Here is a 25,260-nt window from a genome sequence, read left to right as displayed (position 1 = left end):
CTGCGTTTCCCTTGCTTGAAAGAGAGCGGGTAACAGGCGAACAGTTTTTGGGAACCGAGAGTGTCAAAGGCAACCGAACAAAACGACAAGCTCAAGCGGGCGATAATTATTTCAGCAGTGCTGCATGTCATCTTATTTGCGGCGCTGATCTGGAGTTCGTTCGATGAGAATATAGAAGCTTCAGCCGGAGGCGGCGGTGGTTCGTCCATCGACGCGGTAATGGTTGACTCAGGTGCGGTAGTTGAGCAGTACAAACGTATGCAAAGCCAGGAATCAAGCGCGAAGCGTTCCGAAGAGCAGCGCAAGATGAAGGAACAGCAGGCTGCTGAAGAACTGCGTGAGAAACAAGCGGCTGAACAGGAACGCCTGAAGCAACTTGAGAAAGAGCGGTTAGCTGCTCAGGAACAGAAAAAGCAGGCTGAAGAAGCCGCTAAACAGGCCGAGTTAAAGCAGAAGCAAGCGGAAGAGGCGGCAGCGAAAGCGGCAGCAGATGCCAAAGCGAAGGCCGAAGCGGATGCCAAAGCAGCCGCAGAAGCTGCGAAGAAAGCGGCTGCAGACGCGAAGAAAAAAGCGGAAGCAGAAGCCGCTAAAGCTGCTGCGGCGCTGAAGAAGAAGGCGGAAGCAGCAGAAGCCGCAGCAGCAGAAGCGAGAAAAAAAGCGGCTGCCGAAGCTGCTGAAAAAGCGAAGGCCGAAGCTGAGAAGAAAGCAGCGGCAGAAAAAGCTGCTGCTGATAAGAAAGCGGCAGCAGAGAAAGCCGCAGCAGAGAAAAAAGCAGCAGAAAAAGCGGCTGCTGAAAAAGCGGCTGCTGAAAAGGCTGCTGCTGATAAGAAAGCAGCTGCAGAAAAAGCCGCCGCAGACAAAAAAGCGGCAGCGGCAAAAGCAGCCGCTGAAAAAGCCGCTGCAGCAAAAGCTGCCGCAGAGGCAGATGATATTTTCGGTGAGCTAAGCTCTGGTAAGAATGCACCGAAAACCGGTGGTGGTGCGAAAGGGAACAATGCTTCGCCTGCCGGGAGTGGTAATACTAAAAACAATGGCGCATCAGGGGCCGATATCAATAACTATGCCGGGCAGATTAAATCTGCTATCGAAAGTAAGTTCTATGACGCATCGTCCTATGCAGGCAAAACCTGTACGCTGCGCATAAAACTGGCGCCAGATGGTATGTTACTGGATATCAAACCTGAAGGTGGCGATCCCGCACTTTGTCAGGCTGCGTTGGCAGCAGCTAAACTTGCGAAGATCCCGAAACCACCAAGCCAGGCAGTATATGAAGTGTTCAAAAACGCACCATTGGACTTCAAGCCGTAATCGCGATGTTGACCGTCACGGCGGTTAACATCAAACATCGGTTGTCGCTGGGTTCTGGTAGTTTTGTGTATTTGAGTTTGTTAACATTCTGCTAAATTATCGTGGGCTATCTGTCCAGATAAGGGAGATATGATGAAGCAGGCATTACGAGTAGCATTTGGTTTTCTCATACTGTGGGCATCAGTTCTGCACGCTGAAGTCCGCATTGTGATCGACAGCGGTGTAGATTCCGGTCGTCCTATTGGTGTAGTTCCTTTCCAGTGGGCAGGCCCTGGCGCGGCACCCGAAGATATTGGTGGCATCGTTGCTGCTGACTTGCGTAACAGCGGTAAGTTTAATCCGTTAGATCGCGCTCGTCTGCCACAGCAGCCGGGTAGTGCGCAAGAAGTTCAACCTGCTGCATGGTCTGCATTGGGCATTGATGCTGTCGTTGTAGGTCAGGTCACTCCGAATCCTGACGGCTCTTACAATGTTGCTTATCAGCTGGTTGATACCGGCGGTGCGCCGGGTACTGTACTTGCTCAGAACTCATATAAAGTTAACAAGCAATGGCTGCGTTATGCTGGTCATACCGCCAGTGACGAAGTGTTTGAAAAACTGACCGGCATTAAAGGTGCGTTCCGTACCCGTATTGCCTACGTTGTTCAGACCAATGGCGGTCAGTTCCCGTATGAACTGCGCGTATCTGACTATGACGGTTACAACCAGTTTGTGGTTCATCGCTCACCGCAGCCGCTGATGTCTCCGGCGTGGTCACCGGATGGCTCTAAACTGGCATATGTCACCTTCGAAAGCGGTCGTTCCGCGCTGGTCATCCAGACGCTGGCAAATGGCGCTGTACGTCAGGTAGCTTCATTCCCTCGTCACAATGGTGCGCCTGCATTCTCGCCAGACGGCAGCAAACTGGCATTCGCTCTGTCGAAAACCGGTAGCCTGAACCTGTACGTAATGGATTTGGCTTCTGGTCAGATTCGTCAGGTGACTGATGGTCGCAGCAACAACACCGAACCGACCTGGTTCCCGGACAGCCAGAACCTGGCCTTCACTTCTGACCAGGCCGGTCGTCCGCAGGTTTATAAAGTGAACATTAACGGCGGTGCGCCACAACGTATTACCTGGGAAGGTTCTCAGAACCAGGATGCGGATGTCAGCAGCGACGGTAAATTTATGGTAATGGTCAGCTCCAATGGTGGACAGCAGCACATTGCCAAACAAGATCTGGTAACGGGAGGCGTACAAGTTCTGTCGTCAACGTTCCTGGATGAAACGCCAAGTCTGGCACCTAACGGCACTATGGTAATCTACAGCTCTTCTCAGGGGATGGGATCCGTGCTGAATTTGGTTTCTACAGATGGGCGTTTCAAAGCGCGTCTTCCGGCAACTGATGGACAGGTCAAATTCCCTGCCTGGTCGCCGTATCTGTGATAATAATTAATTGAATAGTAAAGGAATCATTGAAATGCAACTGAACAAAGTGCTGAAAGGGCTGATGATCGCTCTGCCTGTTATGGCAATTGCGGCATGTTCTTCCAATAAGAACGCCAGCAATGACGGCAGCGAAGGCATGCTGGGTGCCGGCACTGGTATGGATGCGAACGGCGGCAACGGCAATATGTCTTCCGAAGAGCAGGCTCGTCTGCAAATGCAACAGCTGCAGCAGAACAACATCGTTTACTTCGATCTGGACAAGTACGATATCCGTTCTGATTTCGCTCAAATGCTGGATGCACACGCAAACTTCCTGCGTAGCAACCCGTCTTACAAAGTCACCGTAGAAGGTCACGCGGACGAACGTGGTACTCCGGAATACAACATCTCCCTGGGTGAACGTCGTGCGAACGCCGTTAAGATGTACCTGCAGGGTAAAGGCGTTTCTGCAGACCAGATCTCCATCGTTTCTTACGGTAAAGAAAAACCTGCAGTACTGGGTCATGACGAAGCGGCATACTCCAAAAACCGTCGTGCGGTACTGGTTTACTAAGAGAATTGCATGAGCAGTAACTTCAGACATCAACTATTGAGTCTGTCGTTACTGGTTGGTATAGCGGCCCCTTGGGCCGCTTTTGCTCAGGCACCAATCAGTAGTGTCGGCTCGGGCTCGGTCGAAGACCGCGTCACTCAACTTGAGCGTATTTCTAATGCTCACAGCCAGCTTTTAACCCAACTCCAGCAACAACTCTCTGATAATCAGTCCGATATTGACTCCCTGCGTGGTCAGATTCAGGAAAATCAGTATCAACTGAATCAGGTCGTGGAGCGGCAAAAGCAGATCCTGTTGCAGATCGATAGCCTCAGCAGCGGTGGCGCAGCGGCGCAATCAACCAGCGGCGATCAAAGCGGTGCTGCGGCATCAACGACGCCAACAGCTGATGCAGGTACTGCGAATGCTGGCGCGCCGGTGAAAAGCGGCGATGCAAACACGGATTACAATGCAGCTATTGCGCTGGTACAGGATAAATCCCGCCAGGATGACGCAATGGTGGCATTTCAGAATTTCATCAAAAATTACCCTGATTCAACTTACCTGCCAAACGCCAATTATTGGCTGGGTCAGTTAAACTACAACAAGGGTAAGAAAGATGATGCGGCTTACTATTTTGCTTCGGTGGTGAAAAACTATCCGAAGTCACCGAAGGCTGCGGATGCGATGTTTAAAGTTGGCGTCATCATGCAGGACAAAGGTGACACCGCGAAAGCGAAAGCCGTGTACCAGCAGGTTATCAGTAAATACCCTGGGACTGATGGCGCAAAACAGGCGCAAAAACGTCTGAACGCGATGTAATGCATAACACACGACCAGAAGTCGCATTATTTCTGGTCGTGTCGTGCGAATCATAAGCAGTTGAGTGATCTACATCGAAATTTTTGTTGCGCTCAAATCTGAAATCAGTAATATATGCCGCCGTTGCCACGGGATATCAAACAACTCGAAAGCAACGCAAAAGTGGGTCGTTAGCTCAGTTGGTAGAGCAGTTGACTTTTAATCAATTGGTCGCAGGTTCGAATCCTGCACGACCCACCACTTTAAGTAGTATCCAGCGTAGTATCGGGTGATTAGCTCAGCTGGGAGAGCACCTCCCTTACAAGGAGGGGGTCGGCGGTTCGATCCCGTCATCACCCACCACCGGGTCGTTAGCTCAGTTGGTAGAGCAGTTGACTTTTAATCAATTGGTCGCAGGTTCGAATCCTGCACGACCCACCACTAATTACGGTGGGTTCGGTGGAAGTAGTTTGTAGTATCCAGCGCAGTATCGGGTGATTAGCTCAGCTGGGAGAGCACCTCCCTTACAAGGAGGGGGTCGGCGGTTCGATCCCGTCATCACCCACCACTCGGGTCGTTAGCTCAGTTGGTAGAGCAGTTGACTTTTAATCAATTGGTCGCAGGTTCGAATCCTGCACGACCCACCAATTTTAATATTGGCATCAAGTAAAAAATCTTTCAGGTAACACCCGTATGGGTCGTTAGCTCAGTTGGTAGAGCAGTTGACTTTTAATCAATTGGTCGCAGGTTCGAATCCTGCACGACCCACCAATTTAAAGGTGGTTACTGGTAGAGAACGTGAAGGATAACGTTGCGTTAGCAACGGCCCGAAGGGCGAGACGAAGTCGAGTCATCCTGCACGACCCACCATCCTGAATGATTAAAGCAGCATAATCCCGCAAGGGGTCGTTAGCTCAGTTGGTAGAGCAGTTGACTTTTAATCAATTGGTCGCAGGTTCGAATCCTGCACGACCCACCAATGTAAAAAAGCGCCCTAAAGGCGCTTTTTTGCTATCTGCGATATTCAAAGATTCGAACCTGCAGCAGGTTCGAGTTGAGCGCAGCGAAACAACGGAGCCGCTCGCGGCGACGACCCGAAGGGCGAGCGAAGCGAGTCATCCTGCACGACCCACCAATGTAAAAAAGCGCCCTAAAGGCGCTTTTTTGCTATTCAGGCATTCCACAATTTCAATTCTTAACCCTGATGACATACTTTGCGCTTGCTGCGTAAGCAACTCTACGTCGGTGGAAATAAGATACCTGGCATTACATCCGACATCTCATACGTAATTCGAGTGACTTTTCCCCACTGTTCGGCTATTTTGTTTAGCATATAAAACAAATCAAACCGATAACGGCGAACATCACGCTTTATATCGGTTTAAATGTTAAGCCTGTAAAACGAGATGGTAAGATGAGCGTGATGTTTGATCCTGAAGCGGCGATTTATCCCTTCCCCCCGAAGCCGACGCCGTTAAGCATTGATGAGAAAGCGTATTACCGTGAGAAAATAAAACGTCTGCTAAAAGAACGTAATGCGGTGATGGTTGCCCACTACTATACCGATCCTGAAATTCAACAACTGGCAGAAGAAACGGGGGGTTGTATTTCTGATTCTTTAGAAATGGCGCGCTTTGGTGCCAAACATCCCGCTTCAACGCTACTCGTAGCCGGGGTGAGATTTATGGGAGAAACCGCCAAAATTCTCAGCCCGGAAAAAACAATTCTGATGCCGACACTTCAGGCTGAATGTTCACTGGATCTCGGCTGCCCAATTGAAGAATTTAACGCATTTTGTGATGCCCATCCCGATCGCACTGTCGTGGTCTACGCTAACACTTCTGCTGCAGTAAAAGCGCGTGCAGACTGGGTGGTGACTTCAAGTATTGCTGTTGAACTCATTGATCATCTGGATAGTCTGGGTGAAAAACTCATCTGGGCACCAGACAAACACCTGGGGCGTTACGTACAAAAGCAGACGGGGGCAGATATTATATGCTGGCAAGGTGCCTGCATTGTGCATGATGAGTTTAAGACTCAGGCGTTAATCCGTTTACAAAAACAACACCCTGATGCAGCTATACTGGTGCATCCGGAATCACCACAAGCCATTGTCGATATGGCGGATGCGGTCGGTTCCACAAGTCAGTTGATCAATGCTGCGAAAACATTGCCGCATCGGCGCCTTATTGTGGCGACTGACCGGGGTATCTTCTACAAAATGCAGCAGGCAGTGCCAGACAAAGAGTTACTGGAAGCACCAACCGCTGGCGAGGGAGCAACTTGCCGTAGCTGCGCGCATTGCCCGTGGATGGCCATGAATGGCCTTCAGGCCATCGCAGAGGCATTAGAACAGGAAGGAAGCAATCACGAGGTTCATGTTGATGAAAGGCTGCGAGAGAGGGCGCTAGTGCCGCTCAATCGTATGCTGGAATTTGCGGCTACACTACGTGGATAACGAATAATAAGGCGTCACGTTACGCTTTGGGGGAAAGATGGATTTTTTTAGTGTACAGAATATCCTGGTACATATACCAATAGGGGCGGGCGGTTATGATCTCTCATGGATCGAAGCGGTAGGCACGATCGCCGGGTTGCTGTGTATTGGCCTTGCCAGTCTGGAGAAGATCAGCAACTACTTCTTTGGCCTGATCAACGTCACCTTGTTTGGCATTATTTTCTTTCAGATTCAGCTGTATGCCAGCCTGCTATTACAGGTGTTTTTCTTTGCCGCGAATATTTACGGCTGGTATGCGTGGTCGCGACAAACCAGTCAGAACGAGGCGGAGTTGAAAATTCGCTGGTTACCATTGCCGAAGGCATTAACCTGGCTGGCGGTTTGTGTCATTGCTATTGGTCTGATGACGGTATTTATCAATCCGGTGTTTGCATTTTTGACCCGCGTGGCAGTCATGATCATGCAAGCATTAGGATTACAGGTTGCGATGCCTGAACTGCAACCGGACGCCTTCCCGTTCTGGGATTCCTGCATGATGGTACTCTCCATCGTGGCAATGATTCTGATGACGCGGAAATACGTCGAAAACTGGTTGCTGTGGGTCATTATTAACGTAATTAGCGTGGTGATTTTCGCCTTGCAGGGCGTCTATGCCATGTCGCTGGAGTATCTGATCCTGACGTTTATTGCCCTCAACGGCAGCCGAATGTGGATCAACAGCGCACGCGAAAGAGGTTCACGCGCGCTGTCCCATTAATGGTGATGATGTGAATGGCCAGACACCCCTTCATTCAGGTGGCAGTCTGGCCCATGACAAGGTTGATATTCCATCTGGATGGTGGCGTGCTCAATCTGATAGTGATCCATCAGATAATGTTGGATCTTGTCCAACAACGCATCGTGATCGTGTGGCGGGATCACCTGCACATGCAACGTCATTACTGGTTTCTCACCTACCATCCACACGTGTACATGATGCACATTTCGGACTTCCGGAATTTCCCGACACATACGGCGCTTGAGTTCAGCGATATCCAGCGACACCGGTGCACCTTCAAGTAATTCATTCACGCTGTCTTTCAATAATCGCCACGCGCTGCGCAGAACCAGAAGCGACACCAGTATCGAGAGAATGGGGTCAGCAGGCGTCCAGCCGGTCCAGATAATAATCAACGCGGCAACGATAGCACCAACCGAACCCAGAAGATCTCCCAGTACATGCAGTGCCGCTGCGCGCACATTGAGGTTTTTCTCTTCGCTGCCGTGATGAAGTAACCAGAAAGAAAGTATATTTGCCAGCAACCCAGCCACGGCAATTGCCATCATCATGCCGCCCTCGACCGGACGCGGCGTGCGGAAGCGTTCTATCGCCTCCCAGACAATCAAAATGGTAATCACCACCAGGGCGATGGCATTCACAAACGCCGCGAGCGTGGTCAATCTTAGCCAACCGAAAGTGTGGCGGATGGTGGGAGGACGACGTGAAAATTGTACGGCAAGCAGGGCGAAAAGCAGGGCGGCAGTATCGGTCAACATATGACCCGCGTCGGCCAGCAACGCCAGAGAGCCTGAGAGAAAACCGCCAATAACCTCAACCAGCATAAACCCGGCAGTCACGCCGAAAGCATACAACAAGCGACGAGCATTATTATCTTCTGGCAGGTGTGAGGAAGCGTGTGAGTGTGAGTGCGCCATGACGAGTCATCCCTTAATTTATCTCACTTAACTTTATGACATCATACTGCTTTTAGAAGGGAAAAATTAAAAAGGAGAGCCTCCGCTCTCCCATTATCAGCCATATATCCAGGCTTACTGCGTAGTACCGTCGGTTTTGGTATCGACATCATTGTTGATGCCATCACCGGTTTGTACTTTTTTATTAATGTCCGGGCAGCGACCATCTTTGCACATCGTATTTTTGTGCTCTTCATCTTTGGTCATGCCGTCATTGTCCATTGATGAACCGTTCGGGTGCAGCATGGTGCCGCCTGAGTTGTTATTAACCCCGCTATTATCAACGTTATTTGGTGCGACATTTTCACGGGCGTCCGGGGCAACCTGACCCGCATCAGCTGCGGCGTTTGCCTGGCCATTATTGGTTTGCGCTCCGCTATCGGCAGCCAGCGCGGCACCGCTGGCAAGGCTTAGAGTGGCAGTCAGAAATAGTGTGGCCAGTTTTGTCATTTTCATAGGATGCTCCTGTTATGGTCGTTATGTCGGATAACCTCTTCCAACAGTGCATTTGCAGGTGAATATCAGGTAATGGTTTAAGATTTCAGCCAGAAGAATAAATCCAGCAGAGAATCTTGAAAAAATTAATAAACAGAGACGTTACAGTTAGAAATTGTAGGTCAGATCTCGTTTTTCGCGACAATCTGGCGTTTTTCTTGCTAATTCCAGGATTAATCCGTTCATAGTGTAAAACCCCGTTTACACATTCTGACGGAAGATATAGATTGGAGGGATTGCATTCACCAAGATAAGTATGGCAACACTGGAACAGACATGAATTATCAGAACGACGATTTACGTATCAAAGAAATCAAAGAGTTACTTCCACCTGTCGCACTGCTGGAAAAATTCCCTGCTACCGAAAATGCCGCGAATACGGTTGCCCATGCCAGAAAAGCGATCCATAAGATCCTGAAAGGTAATGATGAACGCCTGTTGGTGGTGATTGGCCCGTGTTCTATTCATGATCCCGTCGCGGCTAAAGAGTATGCCACTCGCTTGCTGGCGCTGCGTGAAGAGCTGAAAGATGAGCTGGAAATCGTTATGCGCGTCTATTTTGAAAAGCCGCGCACCACGGTGGGCTGGAAAGGGCTGATCAACGATCCGCATATGGACAACAGCTTCCAGATCAACGACGGTTTGCGCATTGCCCGTAAGTTGCTGCTCGATATTAACGACAGTGGTCTGCCAGCGGCGGGTGAATTTCTCGATATGATCACCCCGCAGTATCTCGCTGACCTGATGAGTTGGGGCGCAATTGGTGCACGTACAACCGAATCTCAGGTTCACCGCGAACTGGCGTCCGGTCTTTCTTGCCCGGTAGGTTTCAAAAATGGCACCGACGGTACGATTAAAGTGGCTATCGATGCTATTAATGCCGCCGGTGCGCCGCACTGCTTCCTGTCTGTAACCAAATGGGGGCATTCGGCGATTGTGAATACCAGCGGTAACGGCGATTGCCATATCATTCTGCGCGGCGGTAAAGAGCCTAACTACAGCGCGAAGCACGTTGCTGAAGTGAAAGAAGGGCTGAACAAAGCAGGCCTGCCAGCACAGGTGATGATCGATTTCAGCCATGCTAACTCGTCCAAACAATTCAAAAAGCAGATGGATGTTTGTGCTGACGTTTGCCAGCAGATTGCCGGTGGCGAAACAGCCATTATTGGCGTGATGGTGGAAAGCCATCTGGTGGAAGGTAATCAGAGCCTCGAGAGCGGGGAGCCGCTGGCCTACGGTAAGAGCATCACCGATGCCTGCATCGGCTGGGAAGATACCGATGCTCTGTTACGCCAACTGGCGAACGCAGTGAAAGCACGTCGCGGGTAAGGTTTAATTGTCGGATGCACCGCCAGAGTGGCGTATCCGATTAATCACCGTAGGCATGATAAGACGCGCAGCGTCGCATCAGGCAATGTGCTCCATTGTTAGCAACAAAAAAGCCGACTCACTTGCAGTCGGCTTTCTCATTTTTAAACGAATGACGTTTACTTCGCTTTACCCTGGTTAGCCACCGCCGCTGCTTTCGCTGCGATCTCGTCAGCATTACCCAGATAATAGCGTTTCAGCGGTTTGAAGTTCTCGTCAAACTCATAAACCAGCGGCACGCCGGTCGGAATATTCAGCTCAAGAATCTCTTCTTCGCTCATGTTATCGAGATATTTCACCAGCGCACGTAACGAGTTACCGTGTGCTGCGATGATCACGCGCTCACCGCTCTTCATACGCGGCAGAATGGTTTCATTCCAGTAAGGGATCACGCGGTCAATGGTCAGCGCCAGACTTTCCGTCAGCGGCAGCTCTTTCTCGCTCAGTTTTGCGTAACGCGGATCGTGACCCGGATAACGCTCATCATCTTTAGTCAGTTCCGGCGGAGTCACTGCAAAACCACGACGCCACTGTTTCACCTGCTCGTCGCCATACTTTTCAGCGGTTTCTGCTTTGTTCAGACCCTGCAACGCACCGTAGTGACGTTCGTTCAGTTTCCAGGATTTCTCAACGGGCAGCCATGCCTGATCCAGTTCGTCCAGCACATTCCACAGGGTATGGATAGCGCGTTTCAGCACAGAGGTGTAAGCAAAGTCAAAGCTGTAACCTTCCTCTTTCAGCAGCTTACCTGCTGCTTTTGCTTCGCTTACGCCTTTCTCAGACAGATCCACGTCGTACCAACCGGTGAAACGGTTTTCTTTGTTCCACTGACTTTCGCCATGACGAACCAGAACTAGCTTAGTTACAGCCATATACTTACTCCTCAAATCATCTTTTAATGATAATAATTCTCATTATATTGCCGTGACGAAGCAACAGCAATGCTTACGCATAACCATAGCGAAAATAGTGTCGCAGTGTAAGGTTGTTGTGAATATTGAGTTGCAAATATGTCGGTGTTTGCTGGTGATTTGAACAATATGAAGATAAAGCCCTCATGACGAGGGCTTCAGGTTACTCAGCAATAAACTGATATTCCGTCAGGCTGGAATACTCTTCGCCTGGACGCAGGAAGCAGTCCGGTTGCGGCCATTCAGGATGGTTAGGGCTGTCCGGCAGAAACTCGCTTTCCAGAGCCAGCCCTTGCCAGTCGGCGTAAGGTTCGGTTCCTCGTGACGGCGTGCCGCCGAGGAAGTTGCCGGAGTAAAATTGCAAAGCCGGAGCGGTGGTGTAGACCTTCAGCTGCAATTTTTCATCTGCTGACCAGACATGTGCCGCCACTTTCTTGCTATCACCTTTGGCCTGCAACAAAAACGCGTGATCGTAACCTTTCACTTTGCGCTGATCGTCGTCGGCAAGAAACTCACTGGCGATGATTTTGGCACTGCGGAAATCAAAAGATGTCCCGGCGACAGATTTCAGGCCGTCGTGCGGAATGCCGCCTTCATCAACTGGCAGATATTCGTCCGCCATAATCTGCAACTTGTGATTACGCACGTCAGACTGCCCGCCGTCGAGGTTGAAATAGACGTGGTTAGTCATATTCACTGGGCAAGGTTTATCAACTGTGGCGCGATAAGTAATAGAGATACGGTTATCGTCGGTCAGACGATACTGCACCGTCGCGCCGAGATTCCCCGGAAAGCCTTGATCGCCATCTTCTGAAGTCAGGGCAAACAGTACCTGACGATCGTTCTGGTTAACAATTTGCCAGCGGCGTTTGTCGAACCCTTCCGGGCCGCCATGCAGCTGGTTAACACCCTGACTTGGCAACAGCGTCACGGTTTCACCGTTTAAGGTATAACGGCTATTGGCGATACGGTTGGCATAACGACCAATAGAGGCTCCCAGAAACGCGGCCTGATCCTGATAGCATTCCGGGCTGGCACAGCCGAGCAGCGCCTCGCGGACGCTGCCATCGGAAAGCGGAATACGGGCTGAAAGTAAAGTCGCACCCCAGTCCATCAGCGTGACTACCATCCCTGCGTTGTTACGCAAAGTTAACAGTCGGTACGGCTGACCATCGGGTGCCAGTGCGGGAGTTTCGTTCAGCACTGTCCTGCTCCTTGTGATGGTTTACACACGTAAAAAGTCTCTTTAATGCCTGTTTTGGCTTCATATTGTTCAGCGACAGCTTGCTGTACGGCAGGCACCAGTTCTTCCGGGATCAGCGCGACGATACAGCCGCCAAATCCGCCACCGGTCATGCGTACGCCACCTTTGTCGCCAATCACAGCTTTTACGATTTCTACCAGAGTGTCAATTTGCGGCACGGTGATTTCGAAATCATCGCGCATAGAGGCATGAGACTCCGCCATCAGCTCGCCCATACGCTTCAGGTCGCCTTGCTCCAGCGCGCTGGCTGCTTCAACGGTACGGGCGTTTTCAGTCAGGATATGACGCACGCGTTTCGCCACGATCGGATCCAGTTCATGCGCAACCGCGTTGAACTCTTCAATGGTGACATCGCGCAGGGCTGGCTGCTGGAAGAAACGCGCACCGGTTTCGCACTGTTCACGACGGGTGTTGTATTCGCTGCCAACCAGGGTACGTTTGAAGTTACTGTTGATGATGACGACAGCCACACCTTTCGGCATGGAAACGGCTTTGGTTCCCAGAGAGCGGCAATCGATCAGCAAGGCATGATCCTTCTTACCCAGTGCGGAAATTAGCTGATCCATGATCCCGCAGTTACAGCCAACAAACTGGTTTTCTGCTTCCTGACCGTTAAGCGCGATTTGTGCGCCGTCCAGCGGCAGATGATAAAGCTGCTGCAATACGGTTCCGACCGCGACTTCCAGTGAAGCGGAAGAACTTAACCCGGCACCCTGCGGCACATTGCCGCTGATCACCATGTCCACACCGCCGAAGCTGTTGTTACGCAGTTGCAGATGTTTCACCACGCCACGAACGTAGTTCGCCCATTGATAGTTTTCATGCGCGACAATGGGCGCATCGAGGGAAAACTCGTCAGTCTGATTTTCATAATCGGCTGCCATTACGCGAACTTTACGGTCATCGCGTGGCGCACAGCTAATCACGGTTTGATAATCAATCGCGCAGGGCAGAACGAAACCGTCGTTGTAGTCGGTGTGTTCGCCAATAAGATTCACGCGCCCAGGCGCCTGAATGGTATGAGTGGCAGGGTAGCCAAATGCGTTGGCAAACAGAGATTGTGTTTTTTCTTTCAGACTCATTTCTTACACTCCGGATTCGCGAAAATGGATATCGCTGACTGCGCGCAAACGCTCTGCTGCCTGTTCTGCCGTCAGGTCACGCTGGGTCTCTGCCAACATTTCATAACCGACCATAAATTTACGTACAGTGGCAGAGCGCAACAGAGGTGGATAAAAGTGCGCGTGCAGCTGCCAGTGTTGATTCTCTTCGCCATTAAACGGCGCGCCGTGCCAGCCCATAGAATAGGGGAAGGAACACTGGAAGAGGTTGTCATAACGACTGGTCAGCTTTTTCAACGCCAGCGCCAAATCGCTGCGCTGGACGTCGGTCAAATCGGTGATCCGCAAAACGTGGGCCTTAGGCAACAGTAGCGTTTCGAACGGCCAGGCAGCCCAGTAGGGCACTATGGCTAACCAGTGCTCGGTTTCGACAACGGTACGACTACCGTCTGCCAGTTCACGCTGGACATAATCCACCAGCATTGGCGATTTCTGTTCGGCGAAATATTCTTTTTGCAGGCGGTCTTCACGCTCAGCTTCGTTAGGCAGGAAGCTATTTGCCCAAATCTGACCGTGCGGATGCGGGTTAGAGCACCCCATCGCCGCACCTTTGTTTTCAAAAACCTGCACCCACGGGTATGTTTTCCCTAGTTCTGCGGTTTGCTCTTGCCAGGTTTTGACGATTTCTGTCAATGCTGCAACGCTGAGCTCTGGCAGTGTTTTACTGTGATCCGGTGAAAAGCAGATCACCCGGCTGGTGCCACGCGCGCTCTGGCAACGCATCAGCGGATCGTGACTTTCCGGCGCGTCTGGCGTGTCGGACATCAGCGCCGCAAAGTCATTGGTAAAAACGTAAGTCCCGGTGTAATCGGGGTTTTTATCGCCTGTCACCCGCACATTACCTGCGCAAAGGAAGCAATCTGGATCGTGCGCAGGTAACACCTGTTTGGCTGGCGTTTCCTGCGCCCCCTGCCAGGGGCGCTTAGCGCGGTGCGGTGAAACCAGAATCCATTGCCCGGTGAGTGGGTTATAGCGGCGATGTGGATGATCAACGGGATTAAATTGCGTCATGGTCGTTCCTTAATCGGGATATCCCTGTGGATGGCGTGACTGCCAGTGCCAGGTGTCCTGCGCCATTTCGTCAAGAGTGCGCGTTACGCGCCAGTTCAGTTCGCGCTCGGCTTTGCTGGCGTCCGCCCAGTAGGCCGGAAGGTCGCCTTCGCGACGCGGTGCAAAATGATAATTAACCGGTTTGCCGCAGGCTTTGCTGAAGGCATTAACCACGTCCAGCACGCTGCTGCCTACGCCTGCGCCGAGGTTGTAGATGTGTACGCCAGGCTTGTTCGCCAGTTTTTCCATCGCCACGACGTGACCGTCCGCCAGATCCATTACGTGGATGTAATCGCGTACGCCAGTACCGTCTTCGGTCGGATAATCGTTACCAAAAATCGCCAGCGAGTCGCGACGGCCTACAGCAACCTGGGCAATGTACGGCATCAGGTTATTCGGAATGCCTTGCGGATCTTCGCCCATATCGCCCGACGGATGCGCGCCAACCGGGTTGAAGTAGCGCAGCAGGGCAATGCTCCAGTCCGGCTGGGCTTTTTGCAGGTCGGTAAGGATTTGTTCCACCATCAGCTTGCTTTTGCCGTAAGGGCTTTGCGGTGTGCCGGTCGGGAAACTTTCAACGTATGGAATTTTGGGCTGATCGCCATAGACGGTGGCGGAGGAGCTAAAAATAAAGTTTTTGACGTTCGCGGCGCGCATGGCGCTAATCAGGCGCAGAGTACCGTTGACGTTGTTGTCGTAATATTCCAGCGGTTTTTGTACCGATTCGCCAACGGCTTTCAGCCCGGCGAAGTGGATCACGGTGTCGATAGCGTGATCGTGCAGGATCTCGGTCATCAACGCTTCGTTACGGATATCGCCTTCAACAAACGTCGGATGTTTGCCGCCTAAACGCTCGATAACAGGCAGTACGCTGCGCTTACTGTTACAGAGGTTATCAAGAATGATGACATCATGACCGTTTTGCAGTAATTGCACACAGGTATGACTTCCAATGTAACCGCTACCACCGGTAACCAGAACTCTCATAATTCGCTCCATCAGGCTTATGGTATGAAATAACCATAGCATAACAAAGATGCGAAAAGTGTGACATGGAATAAATTAGTGGAATCGTTTACACAAGAATTTAGCCATTTTCTATGCACAATTAAATGATTATAAAACAGAGGGTTTATGAATGATTGCGCCTTTTATCTGAAAAAAAGCGCGTTTTCATGCCTGGATGCGTTAAACCGTAGACCGGATAAGGCGTTCACACCGCATCCGGCACAGTCACTCAATTTATTTTGGTAAGCGCATAACGATAGAGGTCACCGTCTGGCACGAACTCCAGACGATGGGTAATACAGGCTGGCGCATCTTCGGCGTGGTGTGAAACAAACAACAACTGCGTTTCACCTTCGCTAATCAGCACATCAACAAATCTACGGATAAGCTGGCGATTGAGTGGATCAAGCCCCTGCAATGGTTCATCAAGAATAAGCAAGGTCGGATGCTTCACCAGTGCCCGGACGATCAATGCCAGACGCTGTTGTCCCCAGGAAAGGCTATGGAAAGGGGCGTCTGCGGTGCGTTTATCAATGCCGAGAATATCCAGCCACTGTTGCACCAGTTTTTGCTGGCGATCCGAAACGGCCTGATAAATGCCAATCGAATCAAAATAGCCAGAAAGGATCACATTACGCACAGTGGTGCTGACGCGGTAATCCAGATGCAAACTACTGCTGACGTAACCGATATGCTTTTTGATATCCCAGATGGTTTCGCCGCTGCCACGGCGTCGTCCGAAAAGCGTCAAATCGTTGCTGTAACCTTGCGGGTGATCGCCAGTAATCAGGCTTAATAACGTCGATTTTCCCGCGCCATTTGGCCCGATAATTTGCCAGTGTTCGCCTGGATTCACCTGCCAGCTAAGGTTATTAAGAATGGGGCGATCATTATAAGAAACCACGCCGTTGTTCAGCACAATGCGCGGTTCGTTGGCGGGTAAGGCGTGACGTGCTGAAGGTTCATCCGGCTCTGGTAGCTGCACGCCAGCAAGTTTCTCGCTGTGCGCCAGTTGTGCGACGAGTGCCTGTTGGAACAATTCTTCTTTCGCGCCAGTTTCCGCTAACGTGCAATCCGCCAGCACACCGGCAAACTGGACAAATTCCGGGATCTCATCGAAGCGATTGAGCACCAGTACCAGAGTAATACCAGACTGATGTAACGAGGCGAGCAGTTTTGCCAGTTGCTGACGTGAGGCAACATCAAGGCCATCGAATGGTTCATCAAGAATCAGTAAATCAGGATCTGACATCAGCGCCTGACAGAGCAGGGTTTTACGCGTCTCGCCAGTGGAAAGGTATTTAAAGCGTCGGTCGAGGAGAGCGGTAATACCGAACTGCTGTGCCAGCTGCGCACAACGCTGTGCATCTTTAACGTCATCCTGAATGATCTCAGCCGTGGTACGCCCGGTGTCAGCTTCGCCAGGACTTAGCATATCGGTATTATTCCGCTGCCATTCGTTGCTGACGAGCTTTTGTAACTGCTCGAAGGAGAGACGAGTGATGCGGGAAAACTGGTTTTGCCGTTCGCCTTTCAAAAGCGAAAGTTCACCGGCCAGCGCGCGAGCCAGCGCCGACTTCCCGCTGCCATTTGAACCGACAAACGCCCAACTATCACCCGCGTTTAACGTTAGCTGAGACAATTGCAGCGTTTTTGTGTCGCTAAGACGAAACGTGCCTTGCAAAATTTGCAACGATGACATTTTGTATCCCATTTTTTGCAGCGATTACTGACAGGGATACGTGTTTCATAACAAATTGTCAACACGCTTAGCACAGCGTGGCGATAATTACGCTGTCGGCATTAAAGTAGGCCGTGACATTCTGCCCTTGCTCAAGAGAAGCTGCTTCATTTAACGGCACCGTAGCGCACAGGGTTTGCCCGTCGGGTAGCGCCATTAATACTTCGCACTGCTCCGCGCCGCGCTCAATATGACTAATAATGCCCGGCAATTGGTTGTCGGCGTTTTGTGCGACCGCCTTGTCCTGAGTAATACCTACCCACGGCGCTTTCAGCAGTATCAATACTTCTTTGCCTTCATCCAGACCCAGACGCGCGCCGCTTTGCGCGGTAATCGCGACTTTTAATCGTGTTTTACCATCAGCCAGTAAGACATCAACATGCTGTTGAACGTCATCATGATCGCGGGCGGTGATGGTGCCGAACCACTGGTTACGGGCGCTGGTCTGCAGTGAAAAACGTGAGATAGCTGCCAGCAGGCTGTTCAGCGGCAGGGCGTCGTCGTCACTTAATACATCAAAGGCTTTTTGCTGGATCTGCGCCAGGAGGTCATAGAGCTGAATCAGCCGCTGACCATAGCGGGTCAGGACTGCGCCGCCGCCACCTTTACCGCCTGTTGCACGCTCAACCAGAATATGCTCACTTAACTGATTCATCTCGTTAATGGCATCCCAGGCACTTTTATAGCTGATACCGGCATCTTTCGCCCCCTGGCTGATAGAACCGGAAAGGGCAATGTGTTTTAGTAGCGAAATGCGGCGTGGGTCGGCAAAGAGCTTTTGTTGAAGCTTAAGGGTGAGAAGGATTTCGGCCTGCATAACAATGTCCTGGCAAAAGTCTTATTGTGACGGAAAACGAACGCCACGCAAAGCTGACCGCACAAAAGGGGAGTGCTTTTCTGTGCTTAGCGGTTAGAATAGTGACAGGACTATATCTGGAGTTGACCATGTTAGAGTTATTAAAAAGTCTGGTATTCGCCGTAATCATGGTACCTGTCGTGATGGCCATCATCCTGGGTCTGATTTACGGTCTTGGTGAAGTATTCAACATCTTTTCTGGTGTTGGTAAAAAAGACCAGCCCGGACAAAATCATTGATTCCCTGAATGCCCGCTTAGTCGGGCATTTTCTTTTTTCTCAACTTCCTGCTTTTCCTGCCGATATTTTTTCTAGCTACCTCTCAAAGGTTAACAATAACTGCTGGGAAAATTCTGAATCAGTCGTTATATTGTTGCCTACATAACGTTACATGAAGGGGTTACCAATGGCTCGTAAATGGTTGAACTTGTTTGCCGGAGCGGCGCTCTCTTTAACTCTTGCAGGCAATGCGCTGGCAGACGAAGGGAAGATTACAGTTTTTGCGGCAGCATCACTGACCAACGCAATGCAGGACATCGCTACGCAATATAAAAAAGAGAAAGGCGTGGACGTCGTTTCTTCTTTCGCCTCGTCTTCTACCCTGGCTCGTCAGATTGAAGCGGGTGCGCCTGCGGATCTGTTTATTTCTGCCGATCAGAAATGGATGGATTATGCGGTTGATAAAAAAGCGATCGATACTGCCACGCGCCAGACATTGCTCGGCAATAGCCTGGTCGTTGTAGCACCGAAAACCAGTGCACAGAAAGATTTCACTATCGACAGTAAAACCAACTGGACTTCGCTGCTGAATGGCGGTCGCCTGGCGGTTGGCGATCCGGAACATGTCCCCGCTGGCATTTATGCGAAAGAAGCACTGCAAAAACTGGGCGCATGGGATACGCTCTCCCCGAAACTGGCTCCGGCGGAAGATGTTCGTGGGGCGCTGGCGCTGGTCGAACGTAATGAAGCTCCGCTGGGCATTGTTTACGGTTCTGACGCAGTTGCCAGCAAAGGGGTAAAAGTGGTTGCCACCTTCCCGGAAGATTCACATAAAAAAGTGGAATATCCGGTTGCTGTTGTTGAAGGGCATAACAATGCGGCAGTGAAAGCATTTTATGATTATTTGAAAGGGCCGCAGGCTGCGGAAATCTTTAAACGTTACGGATTTACAACTAAGTAATGATACTGACCGATCCAGAATGGCAGGCGGTTTTACTAAGCCTGAAAGTTTCTTCCCTGGCTGTGCTGTTTAGCCTGCCGTTTGGGATCTTTTTTGCCTGGTTACTGGTGCGTTGCACGTTTCCGGGCAAAGCTCTGCTCGACAGCGTACTGCATCTACCGCTGGTGTTACCGCCCGTGGTCGTTGGTTACTTGCTGTTAGTCTCTATGGGACGGCGCGGATTTATCGGTGAACGCCTGTATGACTGGTTTGGCATTACCTTCGCCTTTAGCTGGCGCGGTGCGGTTCTCGCTGCCGCCGTCATGTCTTTTCCGCTGATGGTGCGGGCAATTCGTCTGGCGCTGGAAGGGGTTGATGTCAAACTGGAACAGGCCGCAAGAACACTGGGTGCCGGGCGCTGGCGCGTTTTCTTTACCATCACGTTACCGCTGACCTTGCCGGGAATTATTGTCGGTACGGTGCTGGCTTTCGCTCGTTCGCTCGGTGAGTTTGGTGCAACTATCACCTTTGTTTCTAACATTCCTGGTGAAACGCGAACCATTCCTTCAGCCATGTATACCCTGATCCAGACTCCTGGCGGGGAAAGCGGTGCGGCGAGACTTTGCATCATCTCTATTGCGCTGGCGATGATCTCTCTGTTGATTTCAGAATGGCTGGCCAGAATCAGCCGTGAGCGGGCGGGGCGCTAATCATGCTGGAACTGAATTTTTCCCAGACGTTGGGCAACCATTGCCTGACTATTAATGAAACGCTGCCCGCCAATGGTATCACTGCTATCTTTGGCGTCTCCGGTGCCGGAAAAACCTCGCTGATTAACGCCATTAGTGGGCTGACACGTCCGCAAAAAGGGCGGATTGTCCTCAATGGTCGGGTACTAAATGATGCCGAAAAAGGTATCTGCCTGACGCCAGAAAAGCGTCGTGTTGGCTATGTATTTCAGGATGCGCGGCTGTTTCCGCATTACAAAGTGCGTGGCAATCTGCGCTACGGCATGGCGAAAAGCATGGTCGATCAGTTCGACAAGCTGGTGGCGCTTTTAGGCATTGAACCGTTACTTGACCGTTTACCTGGCAGCCTGTCCGGTGGCGAAAAACAGCGTGTGGCGATTGGGCGGGCTTTGCTGACAGCGCCGGAATTGCTGTTGCTGGATGAACCGCTGGCGTCACTGGATATTCCGCGTAAACGCGAACTGTTGCCTTATCTGCAACGTCTGACGCGGGAAATCAACATTCCGATGTTGTATGTCAGCCATTCTCTGGATGAGATCCTCCATCTGGCAGACAGAGTGATGGTGCTGGAAAACGGTCAGGTAAAAGCCTTTGGCGCTCTGGAAGAGGTATGGGGCAGCAGCGTGATGAATCCGTGGCTGCCGAAAGAGCAACAAAGCAGCATTCTGAAAGTGTCGATACTGGAACATCACCCGCATTACGCAATGACCGCGCTGGCGCTGGGCGATCAGCATTTGTGGGTCAATAAGCTGGACGCGCCGCTGCAAGCTGCGCTACGTATCCGCATTCAGGCTTCCGATGTCTCGCTGGTTTTACAGCCTCCGCAGCAAACCAGCATTCGTAACGTGTTGCGCGCAAAAGTGGTCAATAGCTATGACGACAACGGCCAGGTTGAGGTCGAACTGGAAGTCGGTGGTAAAACGCTGTGGGCGCGTATTAGCCCGTGGGCGAGGGATGAACTGGCAATCAGACCAGGCCTGTGGCTGTACGCGCAAATTAAAAGTGTGTCGATAACCGCCTGATTAAATCAGGTGGCTATAAATGAACTGAGCAATGCTGTCGGTGGTGTTATCTCCAATCACAATATTGGCGCGGGCTTTTACTGCGTCATCGGCATTGCCCATCGCCACACCCGTTCCGGCGGCTTCCAGCATACTGATATCATTAAAGTTATCGCCAAACGCAATCACATTTTCCATCGACCAGCCTTGCGCCTCAATCCATTTCGTCAGGCGTCTACCTTTGCTGTTGCCGCCGCGTGCAATATCAACCTGATCGTGCCAGGACCATTCGCACTCCAGTCCCAATTCATGTTCAACATGCTTACCAAAATGCTGCAATCGCGGCAGGTCATCGTGCGTCAGGGCGAACTTCCACACCGCCTTAACTTCTTGTGCCGTCTCGGCCAGTGAGGCAACCTGGGTAAAGGTAGGACGCTGTTCTGGTGGCAGGGTTTGCGCCCAGTTAGAAGTACGAATGACATGCCCGGTCGGGTGTTCATACACCATTGCATCATCGACATACATCAGGCCGTGAATGTGGTGTTCATTCAGCATCTCAATGAGTTGCAGGGCTTTATTAACAGGCATTGGATCGGCTTCAAGCACGGTTTTTGCATGATAATCATACAAATAGGTGCCATTACAGCAAATAGCAGGTGTATCCAGCGCCAGTGCCTGATAAAAAGGATGAATAGCGACGTGATGGCGACCCGTGACGATAATTAATTGATAGCCAGCTTCGCGAGCGCGAGCCAGTGCTTCTATCGATGAAGTAAGCAAGGTCTTTTTCGGGGTCAATAAGGTGCCGTCTAAGTCGAGAGCAATCACGCGTGTGGTCATGGCGTATTCCAGATTAAGGTTAAGAATTTTCGTCTGCGCGAATGGTACACCGATACCACTATCGGACAAAATTCTGCGTTTTAATTCAGCATTCACCGCCAAAAGCGACTAATTTTAGCTGTTACAGTCAGTTGCTAAATGCAAAGGAGCATTCATGAAGCAAACAGTTTATATCGCCAGCCCTGAGAGCCAGCAAATTCACGTCTGGAACCTGAATCATGAAGGCGCACTGACGCTGACGCAGGTTGTTGATGTGCCGGGGCAGGTGCAGCCGATGGTGGTCAGCCCGGACAAACGTTATCTCTACGTTGGCGTTCGCCCTGAGTTTCGCGTCCAGGCGTATCGTATCGCCCCGGACGACGGTGCACTGACATTCGCCGCAGAGTCGGCGCTGCCGGGTAGCCCGACGCATATTTCTACCGATCACCAGGGACAGTTTGTCTTTGTAGGTTCTTACAATGCGGGTAACGTGAGCGTAACGCGACTGGAAGATGGCCTGCCAGTGGGCGTCGTCGATGTGGTCGAGGGGCTGGACGGCTGCCATTCCGCCAATATCTCACCGGATAACCGCACGCTGTGGGTTCCGGCATTAAAGCAGGATCGCATCTGCCTGTTTACGGTCAGCGATGATGGTCATCTGGTAGCGCAGGACCCGGCGGAAGTGACAACCGTTGAAGGCGCCGGCCCGCGTCATATGGTGTTCCATCCAAACGAACAATATGCGTATTGCGTCAATGAGTTAAACAGTTCAGTGGATGTCTGGGAACTGAAAGATCCGCACGGCAATATCGAATGTGTCCAGACGCTGGATATGATGCCGGAAAACTTCTCCGACACCCGTTGGGCGGCTGATATTCATATTACTCCAGATGGTCGTCATTTATACGCCTGTGACCGTACCGCCAGTCTGATTACCGTTTTCAGCGTTTCGGAAGATGGCAGCGTGTTGAGCAAAGAAGGTTTCCAGCCAACGGAAACCCAGCCGCGCGGCTTTAACGTTGATCACAGTGGCAAGTATCTGATTGCTGCCGGACAAAAATCTCACCACATCTCAGTTTACGAAATTGTTGGCGAGCAGGGGCTACTGCATGAAAAAGGTCGCTATGCGGTCGGGCAGGGGCCGATGTGGGTGGTGGTGAACGCACACTAACCGTTGAGTTACCCGGCGCAGTATTTCCTGCGCCGGGGTATTACCCCATCTCCTGTAACGCATGTCTCTGGCGTTCGACGATATTGGTCCATAAATTGTCTTTATCATCAGTCCACAAATTAATCAGCAAGGCAAAAAAGCGTTCTGCTGCCGGAGAAAGCACGGCATCTTTACGACGAATAATCCCCAATGTCCGACGTATAACGGGTTCCACCAGCGGGATACCAATAATAGAAGAATAGGGCGCATGAGGCATTGCCAGGCCAGGAAGCGCCGAAATCCCCAGTCCTGCTTCCACCAGTCCTAATGACGTCGAAAGATGACGCACTTCGTAAAACCAGTCCAGCTTCCAGGGTTTGTCGGACAATTTTTGCTCAATCAGCAGTCGGTTGCCGCTGGAGGAGCGCACGCCAATCATTTTGTAACCTACCAGTTCCTGCCATTCCACCAGCTGCTTTTTGGCTAATGGGTGGTCACGCCGACAGGCCAGCACAAACGGCTCGTTGACCAGTGGCGTAAAATCGATGGATGAATTTGTGATGTTGTTCATGTTTATGCCAAAGTCCGATTCGTTGCACAGCACCGATTCCATGCAATTATTCGTGCCTTGTTCCAGAATTCGCACTTTAATATTGGGATATAGCTCATTAAATTTGCCAATTGCCAACGGCAAGAAATAAAAAACAGCGGTAGGAATACACGCTAATGTCACCATACCACGATGATAAATATTCATATCGCGAATATTAAACAGTGTTTCATCGAATTTCTTTATTAATTCCCGCGCCACAGGAAGCAACATTCTCCCCGCTTTTGTTAAAGTAACCTTGCGAGTTGTACGCTCAAAGAGTTGAATATGTAAATCCTCTTCCATCTTTTTTATTCTGCGCGTTAATGCAGGTTGCGTAATATTAAGTAATTTAGCAGCATTGTTAAATGAACTGGACTCTGCCAGCGTGACAAATGCTTTCATACTTGATAATTCATGCTTCATTATTACTCCGGAAAATGGAAGCGGTGCTTTTTAGTGATTTGCAGTTAAACCAGTTTAACTGCCTTTTAATCACTTAAATTAATGAAAAAATGTTATTAATCGTGAAGCTAAAGTCATTAGAGATGCTTTGCCCTTAATGTAACCATATCGCAATAAGTTATGTTTTTAAATTGAGGGCATTATTATGAAAAAAATACCCTGCGTGATGATGCGAGGTGGAACCTCGAGGGGCGCGTTCCTGTTAGCGGAACATTTACCCGAAGATCAAACGCAGCGCGATAAAATATTGATGGCAATTATGGGTTCCGGTAATGATCTGGAAATTGACGGTATCGGCGGCGGTAATCCGCTGACCAGTAAAGTCGCCATTATTAGCCGTTCCAGCGATTCGCGTGCTGATGTCGATTATTTGTTTGCGCAGGTAATCGTCCATGAGCAACGTGTCGATACCACACCTAACTGCGGCAATATGTTGTCTGGCGTTGGGGCATTCGCCATTGAAAATGGTTTGATTGCAGCGACATCACCGGTCACCCGCGTGCGTATCCGTAACGTCAATACAGGCACGTTCATCGAAGCCGATGTTCAAACGCCAAACGGTGTCGTCGAGTATGAGGGTAGCGCCAGAATTGATGGTGTGCCAGGGACTGCCGCGCCGGTCGCGCTCACTTTTCTGAATGCAGCAGGAACGAAAACTGGAAAAGTCTTCCCGACAGATAAACAAATTGATTATTTTGACGATGTCCCGGTGACTTGTATCGATATGGCGATGCCAGTCGTTATTATTCCGGCTGAATATCTGGGAAAAACAGGCTATGAATTACCAGCGGAACTGGATGCCGACAAAGCATTATTAGCCCGCATTGAATCTATCCGTCTACAAGCGGGTAAAGCAATGGGCTTAGGCGATGTCAGTAATATGGTTATCCCTAAACCTGTACTTATTTCTCCAGCACAGAAAGGTGGGGCAATTAATGTGCGTTATTTTATGCCGCATTCTTGCCATCGCGCGCTGGCGATAACTGGTGCTATTGCCATTTCCAGTAGCTGTGCGCTGGAAGGCACCGTCACCCGACAAATCGTCCCTTCTGTAGGATACGGCAATATCAATATTGAACACCCCAGTGGTGCGCTTGACGTTCATTTAAGCAATGAAGGTCAGGATGCCACGACGTTACGTGCATCTGTTATTCGGACGACCAGAAAAATATTTTCCGGTGAAGTTTATCTTCCCTGAAAAAATTCGTTGTCAGGATAAGGACAATCAATAAAGGACTTCTGTATGAGTCATAC

24 protein-coding genes, 7 tRNA genes and 1 other RNA gene are annotated in these 25,260 nt (G+C 50.7%); 21 read left to right on the top strand and 11 right to left on the bottom strand.

What is annotated here, in order from left to right; all coding sequences use genetic code 11:
- Positions 1 to 60 precede the first annotated feature (60 nt).
- The 14 genes from tolA to pnuC all read left to right on the top strand — a co-directional run bounded on the left by tolA (position 61) and on the right by pnuC (position 7,284).
- On the top strand, positions 61 to 1,308 hold the full coding sequence (tolA, locus tag A7098_RS16005) for a cell envelope integrity protein TolA (RefSeq protein WP_105281081.1): 1,248 nt from the start codon (positions 61 to 63) through the stop codon (positions 1,306 to 1,308).
- A gap of 132 nt (positions 1,309 to 1,440) precedes the next feature.
- Positions 1,441 to 2,733 (top strand): Tol-Pal system beta propeller repeat protein TolB, encoded by a 1,293-nt coding sequence (tolB, locus tag A7098_RS16000; RefSeq protein ID WP_010352214.1) that lies wholly within the window; start codon positions 1,441 to 1,443, stop codon positions 2,731 to 2,733.
- A gap of 34 nt (positions 2,734 to 2,767) precedes the next feature.
- Positions 2,768 to 3,289 (top strand): peptidoglycan-associated lipoprotein Pal, encoded by a 522-nt coding sequence (gene pal / locus A7098_RS15995; protein ID WP_001295306.1) that lies wholly within the window; start codon positions 2,768 to 2,770, stop codon positions 3,287 to 3,289.
- Positions 3,290 to 3,298: 9 nt separating this feature from the next.
- Positions 3,299 to 4,090, top strand: coding sequence for a cell division protein CpoB (cpoB, locus tag A7098_RS15990; protein ID WP_000097569.1), 792 nt, complete (start codon positions 3,299 to 3,301; stop codon positions 4,088 to 4,090).
- Positions 4,091 to 4,254: 164 nt separating this feature from the next.
- Positions 4,255 to 4,330, top strand: a tRNA-Lys gene (locus A7098_RS15985).
- 26 nt (positions 4,331 to 4,356) lie between these two features.
- A tRNA-Val gene (locus A7098_RS15980) sits at positions 4,357 to 4,432 on the top strand.
- A 2-nt stretch (positions 4,433 to 4,434) separates the two neighbouring features.
- Positions 4,435 to 4,510: transfer RNA gene (locus tag A7098_RS15975), tRNA-Lys, on the top strand.
- 51 nt (positions 4,511 to 4,561) lie between these two features.
- Positions 4,562 to 4,637: transfer RNA gene (locus A7098_RS15970), tRNA-Val, on the top strand.
- Positions 4,638 to 4,640: 3 nt separating this feature from the next.
- A tRNA-Lys gene (locus A7098_RS15965) sits at positions 4,641 to 4,716 on the top strand.
- 48 nt (positions 4,717 to 4,764) lie between these two features.
- A tRNA-Lys gene (locus A7098_RS15960) sits at positions 4,765 to 4,840 on the top strand.
- Positions 4,841 to 4,972: 132 nt separating this feature from the next.
- Positions 4,973 to 5,048: transfer RNA gene (locus A7098_RS15955), tRNA-Lys, on the top strand.
- Between the two features lie 24 nt (positions 5,049 to 5,072).
- Positions 5,073 to 5,204: non-coding RNA, RtT sRNA (locus A7098_RS15950), on the top strand.
- A gap of 279 nt (positions 5,205 to 5,483) precedes the next feature.
- Complete coding sequence (gene nadA / locus A7098_RS15945) at positions 5,484 to 6,527, top strand: quinolinate synthase NadA (RefSeq protein ID WP_105281080.1); 1,044 nt, start codon at positions 5,484 to 5,486, stop codon at positions 6,525 to 6,527.
- Positions 6,528 to 6,564: 37 nt separating this feature from the next.
- Complete coding sequence (pnuC, locus tag A7098_RS15940; protein ID WP_105281079.1) at positions 6,565 to 7,284, top strand: nicotinamide riboside transporter PnuC; 720 nt, start codon at positions 6,565 to 6,567, stop codon at positions 7,282 to 7,284.
- Here pnuC and zitB read toward each other — a convergent pair.
- Together zitB and A7098_RS15930 are read right to left on the bottom strand one after the other, a co-directional pair.
- Positions 7,281 to 8,222: a CDF family zinc transporter ZitB gene (gene zitB / locus A7098_RS15935; RefSeq protein ID WP_032224980.1), complete on the bottom strand. Its 942-nt coding sequence runs from the start codon at positions 8,220 to 8,222 to the stop codon at positions 7,281 to 7,283. The genes pnuC and zitB overlap by 4 nt on opposite strands.
- A gap of 114 nt (positions 8,223 to 8,336) precedes the next feature.
- Complete coding sequence (locus A7098_RS15930; protein ID WP_000784355.1) at positions 8,337 to 8,717, bottom strand: YbgS-like family protein; 381 nt, start codon at positions 8,715 to 8,717, stop codon at positions 8,337 to 8,339.
- 315 nt (positions 8,718 to 9,032) lie between these two features.
- On the opposite strand from A7098_RS15930, the gene aroG reads away from it, so the two are divergent.
- The gene (aroG, locus tag A7098_RS15920; RefSeq protein ID WP_105281078.1) at positions 9,033 to 10,085 is read left to right on the top strand and encodes a 3-deoxy-7-phosphoheptulonate synthase AroG; all 1,053 of its coding nucleotides are present in this window, start codon (positions 9,033 to 9,035) and stop codon (positions 10,083 to 10,085) included.
- Between the two features lie 158 nt (positions 10,086 to 10,243).
- Here aroG and gpmA read toward each other — a convergent pair whose 3' ends face one another.
- The 7 genes from gpmA to modE form a co-directional block, all read right to left on the bottom strand.
- Positions 10,244 to 10,996: a 2,3-diphosphoglycerate-dependent phosphoglycerate mutase gene (gpmA, locus tag A7098_RS15915; protein ID WP_001295305.1), complete on the bottom strand. Its 753-nt coding sequence runs from the start codon at positions 10,994 to 10,996 to the stop codon at positions 10,244 to 10,246.
- Positions 10,997 to 11,198: 202 nt separating this feature from the next.
- Entirely contained in the window at positions 11,199 to 12,239 is a 1,041-nt protein-coding gene (gene galM / locus A7098_RS15910) for a galactose-1-epimerase (protein ID WP_105281077.1), read from the bottom strand.
- Complete coding sequence (gene galK, locus A7098_RS15905) at positions 12,233 to 13,381, bottom strand: galactokinase (RefSeq protein WP_000053448.1); 1,149 nt, start codon at positions 13,379 to 13,381, stop codon at positions 12,233 to 12,235. The genes galM and galK overlap by 7 nt, the downstream gene beginning before the upstream one ends.
- 3 nt (positions 13,382 to 13,384) lie before the next feature.
- Positions 13,385 to 14,431 carry a galactose-1-phosphate uridylyltransferase gene (gene galT / locus A7098_RS15900; RefSeq protein WP_000191494.1) on the bottom strand — a complete coding sequence of 349 codons (1,047 nt, stop codon included), beginning with the start codon at positions 14,429 to 14,431 and terminating at the stop codon, positions 13,385 to 13,387.
- 9 nt (positions 14,432 to 14,440) lie between these two features.
- The gene (galE, locus tag A7098_RS15895) at positions 14,441 to 15,457 is read right to left on the bottom strand and encodes a UDP-glucose 4-epimerase GalE (protein WP_001265444.1); all 1,017 of its coding nucleotides are present in this window, start codon (positions 15,455 to 15,457) and stop codon (positions 14,441 to 14,443) included.
- Between the two features lie 250 nt (positions 15,458 to 15,707).
- Positions 15,708 to 17,180: a molybdate ABC transporter ATP-binding protein ModF gene (modF, locus tag A7098_RS15890; protein WP_105281076.1), complete on the bottom strand. Its 1,473-nt coding sequence runs from the start codon at positions 17,178 to 17,180 to the stop codon at positions 15,708 to 15,710.
- Positions 17,181 to 17,247: 67 nt separating this feature from the next.
- Positions 17,248 to 18,036 (bottom strand): molybdenum-dependent transcriptional regulator, encoded by a 789-nt coding sequence (gene modE / locus A7098_RS15885; protein WP_001147441.1) that lies wholly within the window; start codon positions 18,034 to 18,036, stop codon positions 17,248 to 17,250.
- A gap of 128 nt (positions 18,037 to 18,164) precedes the next feature.
- On the opposite strand from modE, the gene acrZ reads away from it, so the two are divergent.
- The 4 genes from acrZ to modC all read left to right on the top strand — a co-directional run bounded on the left by acrZ (position 18,165) and on the right by modC (position 21,004).
- Positions 18,165 to 18,314, top strand: a complete 150-nt coding sequence (acrZ, locus tag A7098_RS15880; protein ID WP_000891515.1) for a multidrug efflux pump accessory protein AcrZ — start codon at positions 18,165 to 18,167, stop codon at positions 18,312 to 18,314.
- 166 nt (positions 18,315 to 18,480) lie between these two features.
- Entirely contained in the window at positions 18,481 to 19,254 is a 774-nt protein-coding gene (gene modA / locus A7098_RS15870; RefSeq protein ID WP_000113010.1) for a molybdate ABC transporter substrate-binding protein, read from the top strand.
- Positions 19,254 to 19,943: a molybdate ABC transporter permease subunit gene (gene modB, locus A7098_RS15865; RefSeq protein ID WP_000604034.1), complete on the top strand. Its 690-nt coding sequence runs from the start codon at positions 19,254 to 19,256 to the stop codon at positions 19,941 to 19,943. Before modA ends, modB begins: the two co-directional genes overlap by 1 nt.
- A 2-nt stretch (positions 19,944 to 19,945) precedes the next feature.
- Entirely contained in the window at positions 19,946 to 21,004 is a 1,059-nt protein-coding gene (gene modC, locus A7098_RS15860; RefSeq protein WP_032224988.1) for a molybdenum ABC transporter ATP-binding protein ModC, read from the top strand.
- Here modC and ybhA read toward each other — a convergent pair whose 3' ends face one another.
- A complete protein-coding gene (gene ybhA / locus A7098_RS15855; RefSeq protein ID WP_105281075.1) occupies positions 21,005 to 21,823 on the bottom strand; it encodes a bifunctional pyridoxal phosphate/fructose-1,6-bisphosphate phosphatase in 819 nt (272 codons plus the stop codon).
- Positions 21,824 to 21,977: 154 nt separating this feature from the next.
- Here ybhA and pgl point away from each other — a divergent pair, with 154 nt between their 5' ends.
- On the top strand, positions 21,978 to 22,973 hold the full coding sequence (gene pgl, locus A7098_RS15850; RefSeq protein ID WP_105281074.1) for a 6-phosphogluconolactonase: 996 nt from the start codon (positions 21,978 to 21,980) through the stop codon (positions 22,971 to 22,973).
- 40 nt (positions 22,974 to 23,013) lie between these two features.
- Here the strand turns inward: pgl and A7098_RS15845 are convergent, their stop codons facing one another.
- Positions 23,014 to 23,967 carry a LysR family transcriptional regulator gene (locus tag A7098_RS15845; RefSeq protein WP_105281073.1) on the bottom strand — a complete coding sequence of 318 codons (954 nt, stop codon included), beginning with the start codon at positions 23,965 to 23,967 and terminating at the stop codon, positions 23,014 to 23,016.
- Between the two features lie 184 nt (positions 23,968 to 24,151).
- Here A7098_RS15845 and A7098_RS15840 point away from each other — a divergent pair, with 184 nt between their 5' ends.
- Entirely contained in the window at positions 24,152 to 25,204 is a 1,053-nt protein-coding gene (locus A7098_RS15840) for a 4-oxalomesaconate tautomerase (RefSeq protein ID WP_105281072.1), read from the top strand.
- The last annotated feature ends 56 nt before the right edge of the window (positions 25,205 to 25,260 follow it).

The organism is Escherichia sp. MOD1-EC7011, assembly GCF_002965005.1.
GTDB classification, from domain to species: domain Bacteria; phylum Pseudomonadota; class Gammaproteobacteria; order Enterobacterales; family Enterobacteriaceae; genus Escherichia; species Escherichia ruysiae.
The sequence above is the reverse complement of the archived record's forward strand: the minus strand, read 5'-3'. Positions and strand labels throughout refer to the sequence as shown.